Here is a 23,204-nt window from a genome sequence, read left to right on the forward strand (position 1 = left end):
AAAATCATGTTTGGTGGCGATGGCGGAGGGGTTCCACGCGTACCCATCCCGAACACGACCGTTAAGCCCTCCAGCGCCGATGGTACTTGGACCGCAGGGTCCTGGGAGAGTAGGACGCCGCCAAGCAATAAGAAGAAGCACTGCCTAAGGCAGTGCTTCTTTGTTTATAATTTGGATTTTTGCAGATATTAGCTTGGTATAGGATTTAATCAGTAAAGGCTTTTAATAAGGGTAGAGAGAACAAATTCTGATTAGCAATTTTTAACGTATAAGCCAGGTGGTTATGGGCCCTTACGTGTTGACAGCCCATATCCCCTTTGCTAAGATGGTACAAATATATTCCCGTAAGAAGAGATCTCGGCCTTCCAGAGATAGGGATTAGGCCGCTGGGACAATAGAGCTGAGGAGGAAAACCCTGGTGTGGGAAAGTAAATTTGCTAAAGAAGGTCTTACATTTGATGATGTGCTCCTGATTCCGAGAAAGTCCAGTGTATTGCCAAAGGAAGTGGATGTGTCCACGCGATTGAGCGACAGTGTTAAGCTTAATATTCCATTGATCAGTGCGGGAATGGATACGGTCACTGAAGCGGCATTGGCTATTGCCATTGCCCGTGAAGGTGGAATTGGGATGATTCATAAGAATATGCCGGTGGAGAAGCAAGCTGAAGAGGTTGATCGTGTGAAGCGCTCGGAGAGCGGCGTTATTACAAATCCATTCTCTTTGACACCGGATCATTTGGTGTCTGATGCAGAACGGCTTATGGGCAAGTTCCGCATTTCCGGGGTGCCGATTGTAGATGAGCACGAGAAGCTGGTTGGTATTTTGACGAACCGCGATCTGCGTTTTATCCATGATTACAATACGGCTATTAAGGATGTCATGACTCATGAGAATCTGGTTACTGCACCAGTAGGCACGACTCTTCAAGAGGCAGAAATTATTTTGCAGCAGCATAAGATTGAGAAGCTTCCATTGGTTGATGAGAATAATGTCCTCAAAGGGCTGATTACGATCAAAGACATTGAGAAAGCGATCCAGTTCCCGAATGCGGCGAAAGATGCTCAGGGGCGTCTACTGGTCGGTGCGGCTGTGGGGATCTCCAAGGATACTTTTGAGCGGACGGAGGCTCTTGTTAATGCTGGGGTTGATGTGATTACGGTGGACTCGGCTCACGGACATCACATTAACATTGTGGACGCGGTACGGGAGCTGCGGGCCCGTTATCCGAAGCTCACCATTATTGCAGGTAATGTGGCTACTGGACATGCTACCCGCGATTTGATTGAGGCTGGCGCTTCTGTAGTTAAAGTGGGGATTGGACCTGGTTCTATCTGTACAACCCGTGTTGTATCCGGGATTGGGGTGCCTCAGATCACGGCGATCTATGATTGTGCAACCGTAGCAAGAGAATATGGGGTGCCAATTATTGCCGATGGCGGAATCAAGTATTCCGGCGAGATTCCTAAGGCGATTGCGGCCGGTGCTCACGCGGTTATGTTGGGCAGCCTGTTCGCAGGAACGGAAGAAAGTCCTGGGGAATCAGAAATCTACCAAGGCCGCCGCTTTAAAGTGTACCGGGGTATGGGCTCCTTGGCTGCCATGAAGCAGGGCAGTAAAGACCGTTACTTCCAGGACGATGATAAGAAGCTGGTCCCAGAAGGGATTGAAGGTCGGGTTGCCTACAAAGGACCATTGTCTGATACGATTCACCAGCTGATCGGCGGCTTGCGCTCCGGAATGGGATATTGCGGTACGGCTAATCTGGACGAGCTTCGTGAAGAGACGGAATTTGTACGCATCACTGGAGCAGGTCTACGTGAAAGCCACCCGCATGATGTACAAATCACGAAGGAAGCCCCGAACTATTCTTTGTAATTTTCGGAAATTCATAGTATTCCGGTGGGAAGCAGGACGTTTTCGTCCTGCTTGTCTTTTTTTTGCGGCATAGCCTGTGTTAGAATAGAACAGTATTGAACGATATTGAGGGGAGCTTAAAGGTAACTTGAAATCTAAAGAACTGAACACGAATCCTAAACGGCGTATCCTTCGTAAAAGTGTCACGTCGATTTTAATGATTAATATGTTGTGCTTATCCGTAATTCCTGCTTTGACCCTTGCTGAAGGACAAGCTATTGCAGCCCCGAGCAAGACTGCTGCAAAGACGAATCAAGGTCCTACCGATAAGCTGGGTCTTAATGTTAGATCTGCCATTCTGATGGAACCAACCACTGGGCAGGTTCTCTATTCTGTTAACGGTGACGATCCTATGCCTCCGGCCAGTATGACCAAAATGATGACGGAATACATTGTGGCCGAGCAGGTGAAGCAGGGCAAGCTGAAATGGGATCAGGTTGTCACAGTACAAGAGAATGCCTCCAAGCAGATTGGTTCACGTGTATTCCTTGCTCAAGGGGATCAGCACACGGTAGAAGAACTTTACATTGCTATGGCTATAGCCTCTGCCAATGATGCAACCGTAGCTCTTGCTGAGCTTGTGGGGGGCACGGAGCAGAACTTTGTGAAGATGATGAACGAGGAAGCCAAGCGGATGGGCATGAAAACAGCCTATTTTGCGAACTCTACAGGTCTGAATGTAGGAGATATGCCGGAGGGCTTCCGCCCAAGTGATCCAAGAGAAACTGAGATGTCTGCGAAAGATGCCGCCACACTGGCGAAGTATATCGTAACTGATCATCCTGACTTTACCCGTTTTACTACTTTGCAATCATATAAATTCCGCAGCCGTGATAAAACGCCATTAATCAATTTGGACTGGATGCTGGAAGCTAATAAGTCGAATGTCAATTTCAGACAATATGCTTATCCAGGACTGGATGGGCTCAAAACAGGGCATACCGAGAATGCGGGGAACTGCTTTACCGGTACTGCTGTCCGCAACGGAGTGCGCTTGATTAGCGTGGTGATGGGGACCGATGCGAAGTCGCAGAAATCCCGCTTCGTAGAGACGAAGAAGCTGCTTGATTATGGCTTTGATAACTTTGAAATCAAGCAGGTCGCCGCACCGAAAACAACAATTAAGGGTGCCGAGACAGTCAGTGTCAAGAAAGCTACGGAAACCGAGGTTCCGGTGGTAACGGATAAGGCCGTAAGTTTTGTAGTGAAGAAGGGCGCAGATCTGAAGGGGGTCACCTCCACGGTGAAATGGCTGGATAAGGACCAGCTGACCGCTCCACTGCCGAAGGGCACCAAGGTAGGAACGATTACGTATACCTACAAGGCAGACGACACCGCGGCACCTGCTCAGGAGACAGTGAATCTGATTACTGCCGAGGAGACGGAGAAAGCCGGATGGTTCAAGCTCCTGCTTCGCGCAATAGGCCAGTTCTTTGTGGATTTGTTCCATTCCATTAAGAATTTGTTCTAAATTCTCTAGGGGATTTGAAATTCCTGCAGTTGTGTAATCAAAGCTTATCTTGTAAAATAACAAGTTAGATCAAAGGCGAATTTTCACCTAAATCTATATGAATTGGCGTATAATCTGTTCATATAGTTATAAAATTGTTTATATATTCGGGAGGTATGGACATGGAAACTGGAACATCTCGTGTTAAAAGAGGTATGGCTGAAATGCAAAAAGGCGGCGTCATTATGGACGTTATGAATGCGGAGCAGGCAAAAATTGCTGAAGCTGCCGGCGCAACTGCCGTTATGGCACTTGAGCGCGTACCTTCGGATATTCGTGCGGCAGGCGGAGTAGCCCGTATGGCTGATCCAACGATCATTGAAGAGGTTATGAAAGTGGTTTCCATTCCGGTTATGGCTAAGGCCCGTATCGGTCACTACGTTGAAGCTAAAGTGCTTGAGTCTCTGGGCGTGGACTACCTCGATGAGAGTGAAGTTCTCACACCTGCTGACGAGGTGTACCATATCGACAAACGTGAATTCACAGTTCCATTCGTATGTGGCGCCAAAGATCTGGGCGAGGCTCTTCGCCGGATCGGTGAAGGAGCGTCCATGATCCGTACCAAGGGTGAGCCAGGAACAGGCAACATTGTTGAAGCTGTACGTCATATGCGTCTAATCAACAGCCAAATCCGTAAGGTTGGCAATATGTCGAAGGACGAGCTGTACGCGGAAGCCAAGAACCTGGGAGTTCCATATGACCTTCTCCTTGAAGTTCATGAGAATGGCAAGCTGCCGGTGGTTAACTTTGCGGCAGGCGGTGTAGCAACTCCAGCCGATGCGGCTCTGATGATGCACCTGGGTGCAGACGGCGTGTTCGTGGGCTCCGGTATTTTCAAATCCGAGTATCCTGAGAAATTCGCACGTGCCATTGTGGAAGCAACAACCCACTATACTGATTATAAATTGATTGCCGAAGTATCGAAGAATATCGGTACACCAATGAAGGGGATTGAAATCTCCAAGTTGACTGCGGCTGAACGTATGAGTGACCGGGGCTGGTAAGCCCCGGCTTTTTCGGCAAATTACCATGCTGGGCATGATATAGAAGGAAGATGAAGGTTATGAAAATAGGAGTGCTGGCACTTCAAGGTGCTGTAGCTGAGCATATGAAGAGCATTGAGAAGACCGGGGCTGAGGCGGTTGCTGTTAAGCAAACCCATCAGCTGAAGGATATTCAAGGACTGATCATTCCTGGCGGGGAGAGCACGACCATCGGCAAGCTGATGAGACGGTATGAGTTCATCGAGCCTATTCGTGAATTCTCTGCTGAGAAGAAACCGCTCTTCGGTACTTGTGCCGGGTTGATTGTGCTTGCCAAGGAAATCGAAGGCGGGGAAGAGGCTCACTTGGGGCTTATGGACATTCGGGTCTCCCGTAATGCTTTTGGGCGTCAGCGTGAAAGCTTCGAAACTGACCTGGACGTCAAAGGAATCGATAACCCGGTCCGTGCAGTCTTTATCCGGGCGCCTCTCATCACTTCCGTTGGGGAAGGCGTTGAAGTCCTTTCGACTTACCGTAGTGAAATTGTTACGGCTAGAGAGGGCCATATGCTGGTAAGCTCTTATCATCCAGAGCTTACAGATGACTTCTCTCTTCATCAATATTTTGCGGATATGGTCCGTCAATCTAGTTAAACCTCGATTTGCGATATTATAATAAGGTGAAACACAGGCTACATCTGGCTGGAATGTGAAATTCCGTCCGGATGTAGTTCAATTTTAGCGGGACAAGATCAGGGTCCTGTTCAACACAGATTGGACTTGTGTGAAAGTGGGTTTGGTTAGTACTTGGCCCTCTGAAAGAGGTTCATTCTGATCAGTCAAGGTGCCGCCCAGGGAGGGACTAGTTATGTTAGATGTAAAAATATTGAGAAATGATTATGCACGGGTTGAGGATGCTCTTCGCAAGCGGGGCAAGTCTCTCGACCTTATTGCTGATTTCCCAAAGCTTGACGAGAAGCGCCGTGAGCTTCTTCAGGAAAGTGAGCAGCTGAAGAACCGGCGGAATGTGGTATCCGCGGAAGTGGCTAAGCGCAAGAAGAACCGGGAAGATGCCGACGAGCTTATTGTTGAGATGAGGGAGGTAGGCGACCGGATTAAAGCTCTGGATGAAGAGGTTCGGGAGCTTGAAGTGAAGATTGATGAGCTTACACTGGCTATTCCGAACATTCCGAATGAGAGCGTTCCTGTGGGCTCCTCAGAAGAAGACAACGTGGAGATTCGCCGCTGGAGTGAGCCGCGCAAATTCGATTTTGAACCGAAGGCGCACTGGGATTTGGGCCTCAGCCTCGGCATTCTGGATTTTGAGGCGGCCGCCAAAGTTACAGGATCCCGCTTTACGTTCTACAAAGGACTGGGTGCCCGTCTGGAGCGTGCCCTAATCAACTTTATGATGGATCTTCACAGCAACGAGCATGGTTATGAGGAAATGCTCCCGCCGTATATTGTTAATCGTGACAGCTTGTATGGAACAGGACAGCTTCCTAAGTTTGAGGAAGACTTGTTCAAGCTTCGTGACACCGAGTATTATCTCATTCCTACCGCAGAAGTTCCGGTTACGAATTATCACCGGGATGAGATCCTGAGTGTGGAAGACCTGCCGCGCAGGTATATTGCGTACAGCTCTTGTTTCCGTTCCGAAGCGGGTGCTTCCGGACGGGATACGCGGGGGCTAATTCGCCAGCACCAATTCAACAAGGTGGAAATGATTAAAATTGTCCATCCTGAGACATCCTATGATGAGCTTGAATCGATGACCCAGAATGCGGAGCGGGTTCTGCAGCTGCTGGGCCTGCCTTACCGGGTTCTGACGCTGTGCACAGGGGATATGGGCTTTACCGCTGCCAAGACCTACGATCTTGAGGTGTGGCTGCCGGAAAGCGGTATGTATCGTGAGATTTCCTCCTGCTCGAATGTCGAGGACTTCCAAGCCCGCCGTGCGAATATCCGTTTCCGTCCTGAAGCTAAGGCTAAGCCGGAATTCGTACATACGCTGAATGGCTCCGGCCTGGCTGTCGGTCGTACCGTAGCAGCTATTCTGGAGAATTATCAGCAGGAAGACGGCAGTGTGGAAATACCGGAAGTGCTTCGTCCATACATGGGAGGGCTAACTGTTATTTCTCCGAAAAAATAGTTTGCTTGCTCATTACGAATGTGATATAATCTAATTTGTCACGTGTTATCGTGATGAATTAGATTGACCTGGAGAGATACCGAAGCGGTCATAACGGGGCGGTCTTGAAAACCGTTAGGGTGCAAGCCCACGTGGGTTCGAATCCCACTCTCTCCGCCATAACTTTTTATTGAGATACATAAGATATAAATTTAAGGCTTGTTCCTATCCAGGAATGAGCCTTTTTTAATTTGCCGGCTGTGGCATGCAACCGAATATTCTGTCCCATTTCACGGTACATTAAAAAAGCTTCAGCCAAATACCGTTAAGGGGAGGGAGATACGATGAACAAGCCTAAATCGGTCCCGGTCCGTGGAGTTCAGGAGAACACGGGCCGCCGCCGCAAAGATGAAGGTTCGGGAGGCCCTGAGCCGTTGTCCGGCTCGAAAAAAGTAAAGAATCGCAACCATGTGGACCATAACAACCCACAGGGTTAGTAAACCCCTTAATTTGCCCGAATTCGGGCAAATTAAGTCTTTTTTGAGAAAAAAACCGATTTAAGCAAGACATCGAGCAGGATTAATGTCATAATAGTAATAGGGTTAATGGGTGAATAGCTGGACAGTATTCTAGGAAATGGAGAGATGAGGAAAAAGATAATTTGAACTGAAAGGAACGTGATGCTATGAATGAGCTCATGAAAAATCTTAAGATTGAAGAAACCACCGGCTTGATTCCTCGGCCACAGCGCCAGCACAACAAGCGGTCTTTGGCAAGTATCCTCCTGAGGTGCTTGTTTATTATTATAGGTGCTATATGCTACGCGGTTGCCCTTGAATTGTTCCTAGTTCCGAATGATATTACGGACGGCGGGATCACAGGGATATCCGTAATTGCCTCGCATTTTACAACTTTGCCTCTGGGCCTGTTTTTATTTCTGCTTAATCTCCCCTTTCTCATCGTTGGTTACAAACAAATCGGTAAGACCTTTGCATTTTCCACCCTACTCGGAATTATTGTTATGTCCGGCTCAACCTTTCTCCTCCATTCGGTTCAGGCCATTAGCCAAGAGACCACATTAGCCTTTGTATTCGGCGGGATCCTGCTCGGTTTAGGAACAGGGATTGTCATTCGTGCCGGAGGCTCACTCGATGGTACAGAAATTATAGCCATCCTCATTTCCCGTAAGACCCCATTCTCCGTTGGCGAGATTATTATGATTCTCAACGTATTCATTCTCGGCGGCGCCGGCTTTGTGTTTGGCTGGGATGCTGCATTGTTCTCCATACTTGCTTACTATATTGCCTTCAAAGTAATAGATATTACGATTGATGGCCTTAACGAATCGAAATCAGTCTGGATTATCAGTGATAATATAGATGAAATCGGGGACGCCATTATTAGCCGTCTAGGCCGTGGTGTGACTTATCTTGCTGGCGAGGGCGGATTCTCAGGGGACCCGAAAAAGGTTATCTTTTGTGTGATTACCCGTCTGGAGGAGGCCAAGCTCAAGGAAATCGTAAGCCATTACGACGAGCGTGCTTTTCTGGCAGTTGGCAACATCCATGATGTCAAAGGCGGACGGTTCAAGAAAAAAGATATTCATTAATCCTAAAAAAGGGTTTCTCTCCCATTCGAAATGTTATATCATTGTATTGAATGTCACAATTTCTGAGGAATTGAAGAGGGGAGAAAGTCATGCGCAAGATAATGGGATTGACGCTGACACTGTTGTTGTCAGTAGTATTGGTTTTATCCGGATGTGGTACGAAGAAGGTAGATCCGAAAGAGGCTCTGCAAGGTGCTGCTTCTAATGCACTGAAGATGGATTCATACGTAGTTAAAAATGAGATTAAAATTAAAGATCTGTCTGTAAAGCTGGCTCAAAATAACGAACAGGTGGGATCTGTCGTTAATATGCTGAAAGATGCTGAGATTAACATCAGCCAGATCTATCAGAAAGACCCAATGCAGACTGAAGCTACTCTTGAAGTGAAACTTAAAGGGGACGTAGCTACAACGATTACAATTCCTTTCGTGGTAACTAAGGAAAAGATGTATGTTAAAATTCCTAAAGTGCCATTCTTCCCGATTCCAGACAGCGTAGTAGGTAAGTTCCTGGTTCTGGACTATAAGGAACTGGCAGCGCAAAGCGGCGGGGAAGCTGATCTAAGCAAAGTGGATATTGCTAAGACCCAGAAGTTTGCTTCTGAAGTGGCGAATGCCATCTTTGCCGAGTACGATTCCGCGAAATATTTCAAAGATGTGGACGCTAAAGATGCCGCATTGCCTGACGGCTTCAGCGCGAAGCAAGTGGTACAGTTCAACGTAACGAACGATAATGTGAAGGATGCTGTTACGATCTTCGTAAACAAAGCTCTTCCTAAAGTCCTGGATATCATGAGCAAAGATGATTATCGTGATATGTTCCAAGGTCTGACTAAAGAAGATATCGACAAAGCGAAGAAAGAAATCCAGTCTGGCAGCCAAGCTGAACTGAGCAAAGGGATCGACGAGATGAAGAACCACTTGAAGATCAACCAGTTTACAGTGAATACGGCTATCGACAAAAATGATTTCCCTGCATATCAGAATCTGAATGCGAACCTGGAAATCAACGATCCGGATACCCAGAATAATGTGAAGATTGCGATCGAATCCAAAAGCACATTCTCCAAAATCAACGAAAAGCAGAAATTCGAAATTGGTATCCCAACCGATACCATTACGATTCAGCAGCTTCAACAAGAGTTCGGCGGAGCTGGACTTCAATAAGAGTATAATCGATAAGGACCCGTGCCATGGCACGGGTTCTTTATTTTCACTCTATATGTAGGTCATTCAAGCTTCAGACAGAGTATAGGTCTGTCAAATACTCAGCTTAACGGGCTTTCAGGTGGCTTTCTCCGCAGTCTGCGGAAGAAGTCCGTCAGTAGGCTGGCACACTCTGGCTGCAGTATTCCTGTTGTCATCTCCGTCTGGTGATTGAACCGGGACTCCTGCAACAGGTTCATCAGGGTGCCGGCACAGCCGGCCTTGGGATCGGCAGTCCCATACAGCACATGGGGCACACGCGACTGTACAATCGCCCCTGCACACATGGGACAGGGCTCCAGAGTTACGTAGAGCCTGCAGTTTAAGAGCCTCCATGAGCCAAGCCGGCTGCTTGCCTCACGTATGGCAATAATCTCTGCATGGGCTGTCGGGTCATTCGTAGTTTCACGCAGGTTATAACCTTTCCCTACAATTTCATCATCCCGCACAATGACGGCTCCAATCGGAACCTCCCCGATCGCTTCAGCTTTTTTGGCCTCCTTAATGGCTTCCCCCATCCAGTATTCATCGGTATAAGTCATGGCAAATATGCTCCTTCTCTCTTCTTTAGGGCCCGGTTATGCTGCGAACAGGCATTCGTTTGTGAACAGGCTGTGTGTAAATATGTGTATAAGTCACGGGTTATCAACAGAGTTATGCACAGGTTTATAATTTTTGGGTATAAGTATAACCAATCTGTGGGTAACTAAATCCACATAGTCTAATCGTGGTTAGGAGTTCATAGCTTTGCTTGTCGAATGTCTTTGCAAAAAGTGTCGTTAAAGGTATGATGTTAGAAGAGTTATTCCAAATATCGGCAGGGTAAACAGGCCGAGGAGTGAGCCGCGAATTGTCCATCAAAACGAAACTATCCATTATTATATCATTTCTGGCCGTCGTATTATTGTCTTTGAATATTATCCTCAGCTACTTTACCACTCAGGAGAATCTGCGTAAAGACAGTGAAAATAAGATTATGCTGACCGCCAAGCAAATTGCCATCGCAGTCGAACAGAGCAGATTCAGCTCAGAATATATCGAGAAGCAGATGACGCAGCGGTTAAAATCTGCTGCTATCATTGCTGCTAAGGAATTGGACCCGGATGTTAATAAAGTGACCCGGGAACAGCTGGCGAAGTTGGCCGAGAAGACTGGAGTGACTGGAATCTCTTTATTCGTAGAGACTCCGAATGATGTTGTGGTACGGGAGTCGTCCGAGCCTAGGGAGGTGGGATTATCCACAAACAAATGGGGCTACTGGTATGTGGCCTTCCGGCAGTTGTTCAGCATGCAGCCCGTGACTGTAAAGCAAGGGCATAAGTCCCAGCACTTCTGGTCCGGTCCGTTTGAATATTCAACGTCCATGCCGGACAGCATTGTGAAATGGGGATATTATTATGACGGCACAAGCAATTATTTGATAGATCCATTCATACGGAATACGGAGATGGACAATTTCTTTGAAGTTCTCGATCCGGAGCGGATTGTTGTCAGAACCATGGAGACGAATAACAACATTCTGGATATTACCGGTATCAATCTGAACCGGTTTGACGAAGCTGTGAATCAAGGGCTGTCTTTGGACAAAGGACTTTTTGCTGAAATGAAAGACACTCCGCTTGCCTTCGGAACCTATAAGTACCCGAGCCCTGAGTCGGATCTGAAGCAAATGAAAGAAGCTATCCAGAAAGGGCAGAGTGCACAATATAATGTGAATATTGATGGAAAGCGGGTCATTAAGAGTTTTATTCCGATAAAAGATAACACGAATCGCACCTATGTTATCCGGATTATCTCCAGTTATGATTCCATCCATTCGGTGCTCTCCAAGCAGATGATCAGCCAGATCTCCATCTCTTTGGTTCTCTTGGAGATCGTTATTTTTGCAAGTTATATTCTGGCGGGACTTCTCATCCGGCCCATTCAGGATATTCTGCTGAAGGTTAACGGGATGGCCGACGGGAACTTTGAGACCCAGCTTGAAGTCTCACGTAAAGATGAGCTTGGGCTGCTGGCGGCAAGAATCAATGCGATGGCCGGCAACCTGGCCCAGTATACGCAGGACCTCAGAGAAATGAACGATGAGAACCGCTCGGTAAAAGAGCACCTGGAGTCAATTATCCGCCAGACCGCTGATGCTATACACTTAACCGATCCAGAGGGGCGGATTATTCGGGTAAATAAAGCCTTTGAACAGCTGTATGGCTGGACTAGCGATGAGATTCAGGGCACCTGCCTGTTCAATACGCCGGAATCACGGCGTGAGGAGGAGCTGAGCTGGAAGAAACAGCTGAACGAAGGGATCCCGGTATTCTCTGCCGAGACGGTTCGGACAACCAAGAGTGGAACCGAAGTAAAGGTTAGCATCAGTGAATCCCCGATCTTTGACGAGGATGGGCAAATAACGGCCTTTGTCATTATCTCCAGGGATATGACTGAGCGGAATAAGATGGAGGAGCTTCTAAGGCGGTCGGAAAAGCTGACTACAGTGGGGCAGCTGGCCGCCGGTGTAGCACATGAAATCCGTAATCCGCTGACCACTCTCCGGGGATTCCTGCAGCTTCAGCAGCAGACAGAGAAGCTGAATTCACGCCATACCGATATCATGCTATCAGAGCTTGACCGCATTAATCTAATTGTGAGTGAATTTCTGATCTTGGCCAAGCCGCAGGCTGTACACTTCCAGGTCAAGGATATCAGGTATATTCTGGGCGATGTCATCTCCTTGCTCGACAGCCAGGCACATCTGCACAGTGTGGAATTCTCAACGGATTTCGTGGTGGAGGAGCTGCTTGTCCACTGTGAAGAGAATCAGCTCAAGCAGGTCTTCATTAATCTGCTTAAAAATGCACTTGAAGCGATGCCAAATGGGGGGACGATCCACCTTAAGACTTGGTCATCTGAGCCGGATCGGATCATGATTCGGGTCACGGATGAAGGAGAAGGCATATCCGAGGAGACTTTAGCGAAGATCGGTGAACCGTTCTTTACGAATAAAGAGACGGGAACCGGGCTTGGTCTTATGATCAGCCAGCGGATTATTGAGAGCCATAAAGGGCAGATGGAGATCGAAAGTGAACTGGGGAAAGGAACTCAGGTGACGGTCATCTTGCCGCGGGCAAATGTGCAATGTAACATATAAATCTGGGTAGTGTTAGACAAGTATAGAAGAGGTGTGTGGCTGTGCGGATTAATAAATATATAAGCGAGTCCGGATTCTGCTCCAGACGGGAGGCAGACAAACTGGTTGAAGCGGGGAAGGTAACCATTAACGGAGTGGTTGCTGTGCTCGGGAGCCAGGCGGATGAGGGCGATGATGTGCGTGTGGAGGGTAGGCCTCTTAAGGATAAAGAACAGCATGTCTACTTGGCCTTGTACAAGCCCGTCGGCATTACGAGCACCACTGAGCAGCACATACGTGGTAATATTGTGGATTTCGTCGGGCATGAGAAGCGGATATTTCCAATAGGTAGGCTTGATAAGGACTCCGAGGGATTGATTCTGATGACCAATGATGGGGACATCGTGAACCGGATATTACGTGCGGAGGGTAAGCACGAGAAGGAATATATCGTTACGGTTGATAAAGCGATCACTCCAAGCTTCCTAAAGGCTATGTCTCAGGGGGTGAAGATTCTTGGGGAGATGACGCTTCCTTGTGAAGTGACCCGGATGTCCGATAGGGTGTTCCGCATTATCCTTACTGAAGGAAAGAACCGCCAGATCCGCCGGATGTGCAGTGCCTTGGGGTATGAAGTGAAGCGCCTGCAGCGTATTCGGATCATGAATATTCATTTGGGAAGTCAAAAGGTAGGGACATGGCGTGAGCTAACCCCGCAGGAGAAAGAGGAGTTGGGGCGCCAGCTCAATTATTCTCTTACGTAGTGGTTTGGAGAGGGGAGGCAACTTCTCGATACGTGGACCTATACACCAGTTCGCTGCTCAGAGCTTTATTAAAGAGGAGATGCGGGTAAGTAGGAATGGCTCTAAAGCAACCGAGATTGTCGCATACATCTATTCTATAGTTCAACTTATAGCCCTGTTCGTTAAGAAAGGCCCCTTGAGCTCAGTAGAGCATCCAAGAGGCCTTTCTTGTATTAAGGTGTGGTTAAACCCGATTGTGTATTGTTCTGATATTTACGGAGGATGGATACCTCAACACGGCGGTTCTTCGCACGTCCCTCATCCGTAGCGTTGGGAGCGATCGGATGATACTCTCCATAACCTGTGCTGACGAACTTCCTAGGGTCCAGCTTGGCGTTAAGCAGCAGAATCTTCATAAAGTTAAGAGCACGGCCGGAACTCAGATCCCAGTTCGATTCAAACTCAGAATTGGAGATCGGAACATTGTCCGTATGACCGGAGACAATGACTTCATAGTCCGGGAAGCCCTCAAGCATCTTGGAGATCGCCTTGGCCAGTTCCTTTGATTCAGGTTTGACTGTATCATCCCCGGAGGCGAACAGTGCCTTATCACTGATCGTAATGGTCAGCTGAGACTGATTCAGCTTGGTGTTAAGCTGGGTAGCCAGTCCGTTGTTCTTGATGTATTGATCCATCTGCTTCTTGAGACGCTCCAGATCCTGCTGCTCCTGGCGCATGAGCTCACTGCGGTTCTTGCTCATCGTCATGCTCTGGGTGCTCTGCTGGGCGGAGCTGTCCTGAGGAGTATTATTATCTGTTCCGTCGACAGAGCTCTTGTCCAGCACACTTACACCGCCATTCAGCGCGATGCTGAAGGCCTTGCTCATCTGTTCGAATTTCTTCGCGTCCTGGGAGCTCATCCCGTACAATACGATAAAGAGCGCCAGCAGCAGAGTCAGCAGATCCGCATAAGGAATCAGCCAGGATTCATCGGCGTGCTCCTCGTGGGGTTCGTGTCTATTCTTTTTGCTCACCGGCATTCTCCTCCTTCTCCTGGAGCTGCGCACGTTCAGCCGGGGTTAGGAATACAGCGAGCTTCTGCTGGATGGCAATCGTGGAGACACCGGATTGAATGGAGAGAAGCCCCTCTACCATCATGAGCCTAATCTCAATTTCTTTCTTCGAAAGACGCTTCAGCTTGTTAGCGATTGGATGCCAAAGTACATAACCTGTGAAAATCCCGAGCAACGTCGCAACAAAGGCCGCTGCGATCGCATGTCCGAGCTTCTCCATATCTTTCATATCAGCCAAGGCCGCGATCAGACCGATAACGGCACCGAGAACCCCTAGCGTTGGTGCGTACATCCCTGCTTGGGAGAAGATCAGCGCACCGGCGCGGTGGCGTTCCTCCGTGGCGGCGATATCTTCCGCAAGCACGTCGCTCACGAATTCCTGGTCGTTTCCATCGATGATCATCCGCATACCGCCGCGAAGGAAATCATCGTCAATTTCCTCCACCTTGCTCTCCAGAGCAAGAAGCCCTTCACGCCGGGTAATGGAGGCCCACTCCATAAAGAGGCTGATCAGTTCGAGCTTGGTGATCATTTTCTGTTTCACGAACAGCATCTTGAACAGCTTAGGAAGCTTCTTCAGCTCTGCGGCAGGGAATCCAATGAAGAGGGAGGCTGCCGTTCCCACTAGAATGATGACGTAAGCTGCCGGGTTATTGACCAGGTTGATTACCGGCGCATGCTTGAGGATCATACCGCCAACAACGGCCACAAGGCCCAGTATTAGTCCTATAATCGTTGATATTTCCATTAATACACCTCGTCCATGAGATAGAATTGAGTCCTTTCAGTCTTTTCGGCATCCTTCCGTCAAGACGGTTTGCTTACAGAACGAAGAGGGAATTCCCCGGGAACGTTCGTAAGAAACGGTTTACCTATTTTATCGACAGATTTACCTTTTTTTTTAAGATGAATTTTCAGTTATAATATATAGAGTGGTCTTAGAAAATAAGATCAAGGAAGGCGGAGAGATGAAATGGGTGTGAAACACGCTAGAGATTACGGAGAAATTCTGGCAGAATTAACGGCAGCCGTAGGGCTTATTCAAGACAGCTACGTCTTTTTTGAAATGGAACCATTGGATTGGGAGCGGCTGTCCGAGGAAGACAAACACGAGGTTCATGAGGCATTGGCGGAGGACCTTTTCTACGGATTGGGAACGCAGCCGGTCATTGAGGTAGGCAGTGGAGTCGTCATGCACGATGTCCATTTGCACCGGATTAATGTGCTGGCGGGAGATGACGAATTGGCAGCCGTTCATTTGATCTAATCCTCCCAAGCCCCAGATTGGATTTAAGCCAATTGTCATGTTAATATAGCCTGAGAAGGTTAGTGTCTGGTCCTTAAGTTCTGCTTTGGATATGGGAGGGCCGCATGGCCCCGTATTTGGACAGGAAGATGGTCGCAGTTCATGAGAGGAATCGGCAGGAAAGCCAGATTTAAGTCATGCCAGAGTGGCTCGGACGTTGTAAAGAATAGGGAGGAAATAGGATGCCATTTACACCTCAAGAAGTGGAAGCGCATTTAGTCAATCTGGAAGGATGGGAGATGGAGGAAGAACGTTGGATTGTCCGCAAATTTACGTTCTCCAATTTCATGAAAGGGATCGCTTTCGTGGATGAGGTTGCTGCGATTTCGGAAGCCTTCAATCATCACCCGTTTATCACTATTGACCATAAGACAGTTACGCTCCGATTGACCTCTTGGGAAGCAGGCGGCATTACAGCCGTGGATATAAAAGAAGCCCAGCAATACAATGAGGCTTACGATAAAGCCCTGTCCGGCGAGTAGCTGCCGGCTCTAAGGCCTTAACTTAAACCTCTTAGCTTCAATAAGAGGCCTAATTTAACAGGACATGCCAGGGCGGGGCCGGAATATTGGTGCAGCTTCCCCGCTACTTTGGCCGCAGTGCATAGACTCTAGGACAGGGAGCGCTGTGCCGTCTTTCGGAATGACGGGCATATACGTGTCCAGTGCCGCGTATAGTGGCTATCGGATAAGCGAGCTTTCTTAACTGACAGCTCAAATATATGTATGGAAATGAAAAAAACACGCCCTCAGGTATACGCTTACAGCGTGGAAGGGGGCGTGTTTTGATGGTTTATTTTTTTGCAGCAAGCCATTCAGCCACGTTGGCAATTTCCTCAGGCTTAAGTTTGTCTTTGAAGGATGGCATGTTTCCATTACCCTTGGTAATTGTGGTGAAAATTTGTTCGTTCGTCATTTGTGAGCCTATCTTCTGCAAATTCGGTCCAACCTTACCTTCGAGCTGATCGCCGTGACAGCTGATACAGTTCGCTTTAACGGTAGCTTCTGCTGTGCCAGCGTTGACTGTTACCTTAGGCATGGTAGGCTTATTCTCTTGTGCTACTTGTTCTTTACCCGGTAGGGTGAACATGAGCACGATGGCCAAAGCGCACGCGATAAAGAACAAACCGCTCATGATCCACTTTTGCATTCCAATCGTCCCTCCTATGTAAGATACCTTCTCCCATTATAACGGAACATCTTGTTTGATCATAGCACTTGTGTCAAAAAAACAAACAAGTTGTGCCAAATTTATGACTTCTCTTTCAGCCTGTCAAATTCACTTCTGCTGCGTTCCCTGATAGACCATACAGTAGAAGTTCCTCATTCCATCTGGCGTTCTGCGTTCATATTCATCCGTAATGCGGAATCCGGCTTGATGATAGGTCCGAATGGCCCGCTCATTCCAGGTTAGAACCTCAAGATCGACCGGAGACTCGGGACGGCGGATTAGGGTTTCCTGCAACACGGTACGTACAAACGACTTACCCAGGCCCTGACCGCACAAATCAGGCTTTAAACCAAGCCCTAACCGGGAGACGTTCGACATGGGGAAAATTTGTGCGAACCCCGCAAGCTCCCCTGTTGCGGTCAACACCGAAATATATTGTTCCTCCCGAAGCTTTGGATCACCGAACTCAATCTCTAGGGCCCTCATCTGCTCCCAAGGCAGAAAGCCGTAAATATTATAGGGGGGTTCATACACCCAGGTGCAAATCTGCTGACCGTGGGACTCGCTCATAGGAACGGCATAGAAATCTGTATGTTTGTTAAGAGTTATGGAGATCACCTCATTTTAAAAAATAAGAAAAAAGTTACAGAAACTCATCTGTGGTACGTTTATCCCCTAAAAGAGTGGGTATATATATGATAAGCAGGGCTGGAATAAAATAGTTGGTCGGCAGGTTTTTATTTTGAAACCTTTTGTGCAGTGGCAACGTTCTAGAGTTAGGTGCAAAAAAACCACAGGCCGATTCCGGCAAGAATCGTCTGTGGTCGAGTGAGTAAGGCAATCTCGTAAGCTCCATTTGAGGGAGTGGAACTTACAGGTTTACAGCGTATTTCTTATATTTCGCTTGGCTAAGAATGCGTTTGGCTCCAACGTAGCGTTTGCTGTAGTAACTGCTGCTGAGACGGTCAATGTGGATACCTTTTGAGGAAGAGGCATGCGCGAATTGGCCGTTTCCAAGAAATACTCCAACATGGGATACCCCATTACCCAGGGTATTGAAGAATACCAGATCTCCCGCTTTAAGTTGGCTCTTCGCCATCACCGGCGAACCTTGATGAAATTGAGCTTTAGACTGGCGGGCCAGGCTTACGCCCATCTTCTTAAACACAAAAGTTGTAAATCCGGAACAATCGAAACCGCGGGTAGACATACCTCCGGTTTTATATGGCGTTCCATAAACACTCTTTACCGTAGTAGTAAGGGTAGAGCTGGCAAAAGCGCTTCCTGTTCCTAGACTGAACAATAGAGCCAAGCTCGTTGCGGCTGCTGTAAGTTGCTTTCTCAAGATGTTAGACTCCTTCCAAGGCCTGCGAGGTTAGCTTAAGGATTCGGTTGAAGGTTCCCTATGATCCCTATAATGCGGATCAATTCACCCATAACTGGTTCCCCCGTTTCCCAGGTGTGTGGGAATTCGGCTGATTTGTTGGTTTAGTACACCTAATCTGAATGCTCGATTAGAACCGAGACTTCAGGATCCCAGCGTTCCAGGCAATTGATGTCGAATCTTGGAGTTTCTGGGCTGGTTCGTGAGTGACGCTCCGACAAATGACAACAATAATGACAAAGTTGTTACTAATTCCTTGCCTATTGTACCAAAGCGTCCAAGCTTTGGCAAGTTAGAACTCACTTTTTTTGTCAAAAAAACATATGTATACGGTTTATTTCCTGTAGGGACGGTTAATAATTAGTAACAGAATTGTTAAAAAGACAAACAAAAAACCCGCACGATTCCGGCAAGAATCATTGCGGGCCAAGCAAGGGATAACTTATTCTACGTCATCGTTGTCGGTAGAGGAATCGGCAACGGCTTCAAATTTCTCATTGCTCATAATGCGTTTGGCTCCAACGTAGCGGTTGGTGTAGTAGCTGTCACTCAGCTTGCTGATGGTAACGCCTCTCTTGGATGAAGCGTGTGCGAACTTCCCGTCACCGACATATACGCCGACATGAGACACACCATTTCCCAAAGTATTGAAGAATACCAGATCTCCGGCTTTCAATTCATCTTTCGGTACGGCCTTACCCATCTTGTATTGGGAGCCCGATTGGTGAGGAAGGTCTATTCCCAGTTTGTTGAATACATACTGAGTAAAGCCTGAGCAATCAAAACCGTTGGTGGACGTTCCACCCGACTTATACTCTGTACCAATGACCTTGTCTACGACTTTGTCCAGCTTGGAGTCTGCGAAAACGCTTCCAGCTCCCATCGAGAACAAAATGGACATAGACACTGCTGCTACTGCAAGTTTCTTCTTCAAAAGCGGTTAAACTCCTTCCAATGCCTGCGAGGTTAGCTTAAGGATTCGGTTGAAGGTCCCCTATGATCCCTCCGTTGCGAGATCAATTCACCCAAAGTGGTTCCCCCGTTTCCCGGTGCAGGGAATTCGGCTTATTCATCTTGGCACCTATATGAAACGACTTAGTTAGCTCGTTCCATAATAATGTATACGACATGTATGTCGAAACTCCTGCTGTGACCAAAAAATAATTACAATGTTGTTACTGTCATAGTTCACATTGTAACAAGGTAGGTATCTTTTGGCAATGGCCGATTGCGAGATTTCCCGGAAATTGAAAGACAAAAAGCCTTCACCAAACGGTGAAGGCCTTGAGCGGCGCGGGATGGGACGAAGTTATGACTTCTTTATTTCTTTTCATCCCACAGGTGATATTGCGAGGATATATGCCAAATACTGAGAAGACTGCGAATGAAAGGATAGGATTGCTGAAGAATTAGAGCCGCGAATCCGGTCCAGATCCAGGAGGCCGTGCTGAAGCTGCCAAACAGCAGAAGGGTGACCGCTCCCAGCAGGAGGGAGATGCCGGCCGCCGGAAGAAAACGGCGCAGATAGATCAGAATCCCCGAGAAGATTCCGGCACCGAATAAGTACCCAAACTGAGCGAACAGCAGCAGCTGGTGAATCAAATAGCCATAAATCAGCCAGCCGAGAATATACATAACAGCATAGAGAAGAGGAGAGCCTCCGCTCTGAATCCCTTTTACAAGCAGGTCAAGCAGCTTGGGGAACAGCCAATATCCCGGTGCCATCACAAGAATAAGCTCGATGATATAAAAGAGGGTGACCGGCTTCCACAGCCGCCCGATTCCCTGAAAGAAGACCAGACCGGCTCCATCTTGCGTATCCGGACGGAGTCCGTACATTACGCCCGCTTGAATCAGCGGGGTTAGCACCAATCTCAGCAGAAGCATGCCTGCCAGCAGCCAGAGGTACTGATGTACCTCCTGGCTGTATTTCAAATCAAGCTGCCCCTCGATAAAGAACAGCAGGCGGCTGAGCTCGCTCGGGGCAGGGTCCGGATAGCGCTGCAGCAGCGGAATGATGGCCGAGTTAATCAGACGGTACAGAAAGACGCCCCACAGCAGCTGATACAGAAAGAGAATGATTACAACGGGAAACTGAGCTTTGGTACTTTGCCATCCACCGCGAATGTATCGCATCTATTGTCACCTCACCATGAGAGCAAGCCAAGAAGTGATTCCACCACCTTGGTTATGCCCAGATTCCAACGGGTCCCCGTCTTCTCTTCCACTTCGGACTTGAGATAGTTGTTGATATGTTTGTTCTCGAGCACCAGGGTGTAGCCGGGATCAACCATAGCCCAGGCTAACGGCTGTTTGTACTGCAGCTTATAGACGATCTGGCTTTCGTCGCCTTTCCAGGTTTTGCGAACGATGTGGCCATCCTTGAAGCTGAAGATGACAGGAACCTCAGGGTAGGTTCCGCCAAGTCTGCTGATTTTGACAACCGATTCATATAGAGGGCCGGATGGGTCCTTTGGAGTAATCGGGCTCACTGTAATGGAGTCTACAGCGAAATTAGCCATTTGGCCGCTGTAAACATATTGATTGAAATAGTCCTTCCAGGAGCGTCCTGTCACCTGTTCAACCGTCCGCTGGAAATCCACGGTGGCCGGGTGCTTGAAGCGGAATTTGGCGGCGTACTTGGCCATGATTTTGTTCATGACGGGAGTCCCAACCTGGCGTTCAATGCCAAGCAGCACGAGCTTGCCGCGGGTATACACATTCTGGGCATAGGCATCGGCGGAGCCGTACTTCCAAGCCTCCTTCGGCAGGGCTGCGGGCTGATTCACGAAGCTGGATTGAATCGGCAGGGCGGATGTAACCCCGTAGGCACTCTCCATGAGTTTGTCCTCCGCGTAAGAGGTGAAGCCTTCATCAAGCCAGGCTTCCTCGAACTCATTGCTTGCGATCATGCCATAGAAATATTGATGGCCGATCTCATGGACCACTGTCCTCTCCAGCTCATAACCTGGAGATTCGGAAGACGCCCCGAATGCGGTGACCAGGGTCGGGTACTCCATTCCGCCAGCCCCGTTGCCGCTTGCCGGCGGGACGACGATAGAGAGTGTGGAATAGGGATACCGCCCATACCACTTGCTGTAGGAGGATAAAGCCGCCTTGGCTGCATAGAAATAGCGGTCCTTCAGGTTCTTGTGAGCGGGATCGAGGTACAGCTTGATCCGGACACCGGGGACCTCCGGCGAGGAGAAGGGCTCCTCGGCATAGACGAAGTTCGGTGAGGCAGACCAGGCAAAGTCATGAACATCATCGGCATAGTACTGATAGATCTTGCGGTTTGCCTTGATGACGGGCGATTTGGTCGGAAATCCTGTTGCCGCTACGATATAAGAGCTTGGCACATTAATGCGGACACTAAAAATTCCAAAGTCGGAGTAGAACTCCGAGCTTCCGTGATATTGATGAAGGTTCCAGCCTTCCGAAGCACGGCCTCTTGTGCCGGCAGGTTCATATACACTCAGCTTGGGGAACCACTGGCCTGCCATGACGAAGTCGCCGGCTGTTCCCATACGGGCGAATATTTTAGGCAGCTGGACCTCGAAATTGATCCGCAGGGTCGTGCTCTCTCCGCCCTGAATTGGGCGGGGCAGGCGGATTTTGACAAGAGTGCGGTCCTTGAGGTTGCCGTCATCAGGCTGGACATACTGAAGCCTGTGAAGCAGGGAAATGCCGTCCGTTGTCCGGACTTCAGTTAGCTTCATGGAGCCCCAGCCATCCTTCGGCATAGAGTCCCCCCGCAGTCTGCCCCCGGATTCCTTCATAAAGGTTGTATCGGCCGACTCAAACGCATTCGGATACAGATGGAAGTAAAGCTCACTGACCGGCTTCGTGCCTGGATGTGTCCAAGTCACACTCTCGCTGCCCGAGAGAGTACGGGTGGATTCGTTCAGGGTCACATCCATGTGGTATTCGGCTACGCGGTCGCTAAGCTGCTCGGTACGTGGAGTGCCGATACTCTCGGGTGCCGGGGGCTGGCCTGCCTGAAGCTTGCCCAATTCTGGTCCAAATGAAGGCTGCGTTGGAGCGGCTGTGAAGCTGAACCACAGTGCGCCGCCAACTATGATGAGGCTGAGCATGGAAATGAGAATAACTCTGAATCGTAGTGGGGTCATAAACTTGGATACCTCCCGTTGACAAGCATCTAAGGCATGTATATGTTTGCATCAGGGAGATTATTAGTTAAAATTAAAATTATAAGATGAGTGACAGATCAGGGCCGCGTCGGCCCATATATGGAGGGAATTATGGATAATCCAAATCAGGTAGGCAAGAAGCAGATTGCCTTGAATATTATCAGCAGCAGCGAGAAGAGCAATAAGCATAAGGGCTTCGGGGCCGGCTCGATCGATCTGAACAGTGTATCGCCTGTTATTATTGATGGTGGTGAGGCGAAGATTGATATCGGAGCCATGCACGCGAAGAGCAAGGTGGAGCGGGGGATCAAGTTCTCCGCGAACAAGGAGGATGTACCGAATGGCCGCCAGGTATGGCTGGTATGGGTTGCGGTAGACCGTACGCCGGAAGGACAAGTGTATGGCGGCGCGACAGCTTGCGAAATGTGGATTGACACGGAAGCCAAGCGTGGGTGGAAGATTCTGGCCGACCATGTGAACAAGCTGGACTATGCCATCAAGCGCCGGATCATGCTGGATGAACTGGGTCCAGACGACAAGCGCGCACTTCGCACGCTGCTGACCACGCATAACGAGGACTGGTGGAACCGTTCGTCGGACGAGCTGAAGACTGCGCTGGACGTATAGTATAAGGGACAAGGTTAACCTGATTGGGTGATTTAAACAGCGTACTCGTTGGTTACAGCAGTGTAAGAACGTGAGAATCGCAGCCATACAGAACGTGAGGATCGTAACCATATAAAACGAAGAGGCCGTACTCCGGGATTTACCGGGGTACGGCTTCTTTATGTTATGTATGTTGGCCCGAAGTGAGCCAGAAGGAACAGTATCCATTCGAACGAATTTGAACGAATCTGAACGTAATCCAGCTGTTATTCCGGGAGGCGGCGTTACCCGGATTATA

22 protein-coding genes, 1 tRNA gene, 1 rRNA gene and 2 riboswitches are annotated in these 23,204 nt (G+C 48.7%); of the genes, 15 read left to right on the top strand and 9 right to left on the bottom strand.

Going from position 1 to position 23,204, the window contains the following annotated elements:
- The first annotated feature begins 9 nt into the window (after window positions 1-9).
- The 10 genes from rrf (at window position 10) to KJS63_RS24570 (ending at window position 9,313) form a co-directional block, all read left to right on the top strand.
- Window positions 10-126, top strand: a 5S ribosomal RNA gene (gene rrf / locus KJS63_RS24525).
- 292 nt (window positions 127-418) lie between these two features.
- Window positions 419-1,876 (top strand): IMP dehydrogenase, encoded by a 1,458-nt coding sequence (gene guaB, locus KJS63_RS24530; protein WP_213621490.1) that lies wholly within the window; start codon window positions 419-421, stop codon window positions 1,874-1,876.
- A 127-nt stretch (window positions 1,877-2,003) separates the two neighbouring features.
- A complete protein-coding gene (locus tag KJS63_RS24535) occupies window positions 2,004-3,386 on the top strand; it encodes a D-alanyl-D-alanine carboxypeptidase family protein (protein WP_244862762.1) in 1,383 nt (460 codons plus the stop codon).
- 161 nt (window positions 3,387-3,547) lie between these two features.
- A complete protein-coding gene (gene pdxS / locus KJS63_RS24540; protein WP_068612638.1) occupies window positions 3,548-4,429 on the top strand; it encodes a pyridoxal 5'-phosphate synthase lyase subunit PdxS in 882 nt (293 codons plus the stop codon).
- Window positions 4,430-4,488: 59 nt separating this feature from the next.
- On the top strand, window positions 4,489-5,061 hold the full coding sequence (pdxT, locus tag KJS63_RS24545; protein WP_213621491.1) for a pyridoxal 5'-phosphate synthase glutaminase subunit PdxT: 573 nt from the start codon (window positions 4,489-4,491) through the stop codon (window positions 5,059-5,061).
- Window positions 5,062-5,275: 214 nt separating this feature from the next.
- Window positions 5,276-6,559: a serine--tRNA ligase gene (gene serS, locus KJS63_RS24550; RefSeq protein WP_213621492.1), complete on the top strand. Its 1,284-nt coding sequence runs from the start codon at window positions 5,276-5,278 to the stop codon at window positions 6,557-6,559.
- A 70-nt stretch (window positions 6,560-6,629) separates the two neighbouring features.
- Window positions 6,630-6,718 (top strand) — tRNA-Ser (locus KJS63_RS24555).
- Between the two features lie 164 nt (window positions 6,719-6,882).
- On the top strand, window positions 6,883-7,035 hold the full coding sequence (locus KJS63_RS24560) for a small acid-soluble spore protein P (protein ID WP_082926724.1): 153 nt from the start codon (window positions 6,883-6,885) through the stop codon (window positions 7,033-7,035).
- Between the two features lie 200 nt (window positions 7,036-7,235).
- The gene (locus KJS63_RS24565; protein WP_068621786.1) at window positions 7,236-8,147 is read left to right on the top strand and encodes a YitT family protein; all 912 of its coding nucleotides are present in this window, start codon (window positions 7,236-7,238) and stop codon (window positions 8,145-8,147) included.
- Between the two features lie 89 nt (window positions 8,148-8,236).
- On the top strand, window positions 8,237-9,313 hold the full coding sequence (locus KJS63_RS24570; protein ID WP_068612649.1) for a DUF6612 family protein: 1,077 nt from the start codon (window positions 8,237-8,239) through the stop codon (window positions 9,311-9,313).
- A 101-nt stretch (window positions 9,314-9,414) separates the two neighbouring features.
- On the opposite strand, the gene tadA is transcribed toward KJS63_RS24570, so the two are convergent.
- Window positions 9,415-9,894, bottom strand: coding sequence for a tRNA adenosine(34) deaminase TadA (gene tadA / locus KJS63_RS24575; protein ID WP_213621493.1), 480 nt, complete (start codon window positions 9,892-9,894; stop codon window positions 9,415-9,417).
- A gap of 308 nt (window positions 9,895-10,202) precedes the next feature.
- Between tadA and KJS63_RS24580 the strand changes: the two genes are divergently transcribed.
- Entirely contained in the window at window positions 10,203-12,494 is a 2,292-nt protein-coding gene (locus KJS63_RS24580) for an ATP-binding protein (protein WP_213621494.1), read from the top strand.
- A 41-nt stretch (window positions 12,495-12,535) separates the two neighbouring features.
- Entirely contained in the window at window positions 12,536-13,237 is a 702-nt protein-coding gene (locus tag KJS63_RS24585) for a pseudouridine synthase (protein WP_068612660.1), read from the top strand.
- Window positions 13,238-13,449: 212 nt separating this feature from the next.
- On the opposite strand, the gene motB is transcribed toward KJS63_RS24585, so the two are convergent.
- Window positions 13,450-14,250, bottom strand: a complete 801-nt coding sequence (gene motB, locus KJS63_RS24590) for a flagellar motor protein MotB (RefSeq protein WP_244862763.1) — start codon at window positions 14,248-14,250, stop codon at window positions 13,450-13,452.
- Window positions 14,234-15,037 (bottom strand): flagellar motor stator protein MotA, encoded by an 804-nt coding sequence (gene motA / locus KJS63_RS24595; protein WP_068612666.1) that lies wholly within the window; start codon window positions 15,035-15,037, stop codon window positions 14,234-14,236. Before motA ends, motB begins: the two co-directional genes overlap by 17 nt.
- A 225-nt stretch (window positions 15,038-15,262) precedes the next feature.
- Between motA and KJS63_RS24600 the strand changes: the two genes are divergently transcribed.
- A complete protein-coding gene (locus KJS63_RS24600) occupies window positions 15,263-15,556 on the top strand; it encodes a hypothetical protein (RefSeq protein WP_213621496.1) in 294 nt (97 codons plus the stop codon).
- Between the two features lie 221 nt (window positions 15,557-15,777).
- Complete coding sequence (locus KJS63_RS24605; protein ID WP_068612672.1) at window positions 15,778-16,077, top strand: 4a-hydroxytetrahydrobiopterin dehydratase; 300 nt, start codon at window positions 15,778-15,780, stop codon at window positions 16,075-16,077.
- A 310-nt stretch (window positions 16,078-16,387) separates the two neighbouring features.
- Here the strand turns inward: KJS63_RS24605 and KJS63_RS24610 are convergent, their stop codons facing one another.
- The 6 genes from KJS63_RS24610 to KJS63_RS24635 all read right to left on the bottom strand — a co-directional run bounded on the left by KJS63_RS24610 (window position 16,388) and on the right by KJS63_RS24635 (window position 22,279).
- Window positions 16,388-16,744, bottom strand: a complete 357-nt coding sequence (locus KJS63_RS24610) for a c-type cytochrome (protein WP_068612676.1) — start codon at window positions 16,742-16,744, stop codon at window positions 16,388-16,390.
- 129 nt (window positions 16,745-16,873) lie between these two features.
- Complete coding sequence (locus KJS63_RS24615; RefSeq protein WP_213621497.1) at window positions 16,874-17,335, bottom strand: GNAT family N-acetyltransferase; 462 nt, start codon at window positions 17,333-17,335, stop codon at window positions 16,874-16,876.
- A gap of 301 nt (window positions 17,336-17,636) precedes the next feature.
- Complete coding sequence (locus tag KJS63_RS24620; protein WP_068612679.1) at window positions 17,637-18,110, bottom strand: C40 family peptidase; 474 nt, start codon at window positions 18,108-18,110, stop codon at window positions 17,637-17,639.
- Between the two features lie 4 nt (window positions 18,111-18,114).
- Window positions 18,115-18,252: riboswitch (cyclic di-AMP (ydaO/yuaA leader) on the bottom strand.
- A gap of 339 nt (window positions 18,253-18,591) precedes the next feature.
- The gene (locus tag KJS63_RS24625) at window positions 18,592-19,083 is read right to left on the bottom strand and encodes a C40 family peptidase (RefSeq protein WP_068612682.1); all 492 of its coding nucleotides are present in this window, start codon (window positions 19,081-19,083) and stop codon (window positions 18,592-18,594) included.
- Window positions 19,084-19,089: 6 nt separating this feature from the next.
- A riboswitch (cyclic di-AMP (ydaO/yuaA leader) is annotated at window positions 19,090-19,225 on the bottom strand.
- A 244-nt stretch (window positions 19,226-19,469) separates the two neighbouring features.
- Window positions 19,470-20,285 (bottom strand): hypothetical protein, encoded by an 816-nt coding sequence (locus tag KJS63_RS24630; RefSeq protein ID WP_213621498.1) that lies wholly within the window; start codon window positions 20,283-20,285, stop codon window positions 19,470-19,472.
- An 11-nt stretch (window positions 20,286-20,296) separates the two neighbouring features.
- On the bottom strand, window positions 20,297-22,279 hold the full coding sequence (locus KJS63_RS24635) for a M1 family metallopeptidase (protein ID WP_213621499.1): 1,983 nt from the start codon (window positions 22,277-22,279) through the stop codon (window positions 20,297-20,299).
- Window positions 22,280-22,411: 132 nt separating this feature from the next.
- Here KJS63_RS24635 and KJS63_RS24640 point away from each other — a divergent pair, with 132 nt between their 5' ends.
- A complete protein-coding gene (locus KJS63_RS24640) occupies window positions 22,412-22,927 on the top strand; it encodes a YwhD family protein (RefSeq protein WP_213621500.1) in 516 nt (171 codons plus the stop codon).
- Window positions 22,928-23,204: the final 277 nt, after the last annotated feature.

It is taken from the genome of Paenibacillus sp. J22TS3 (assembly GCF_018403205.1).
Lineage (GTDB): Bacteria > Bacillota > Bacilli > Paenibacillales > Paenibacillaceae > Fontibacillus > Fontibacillus tuaregi.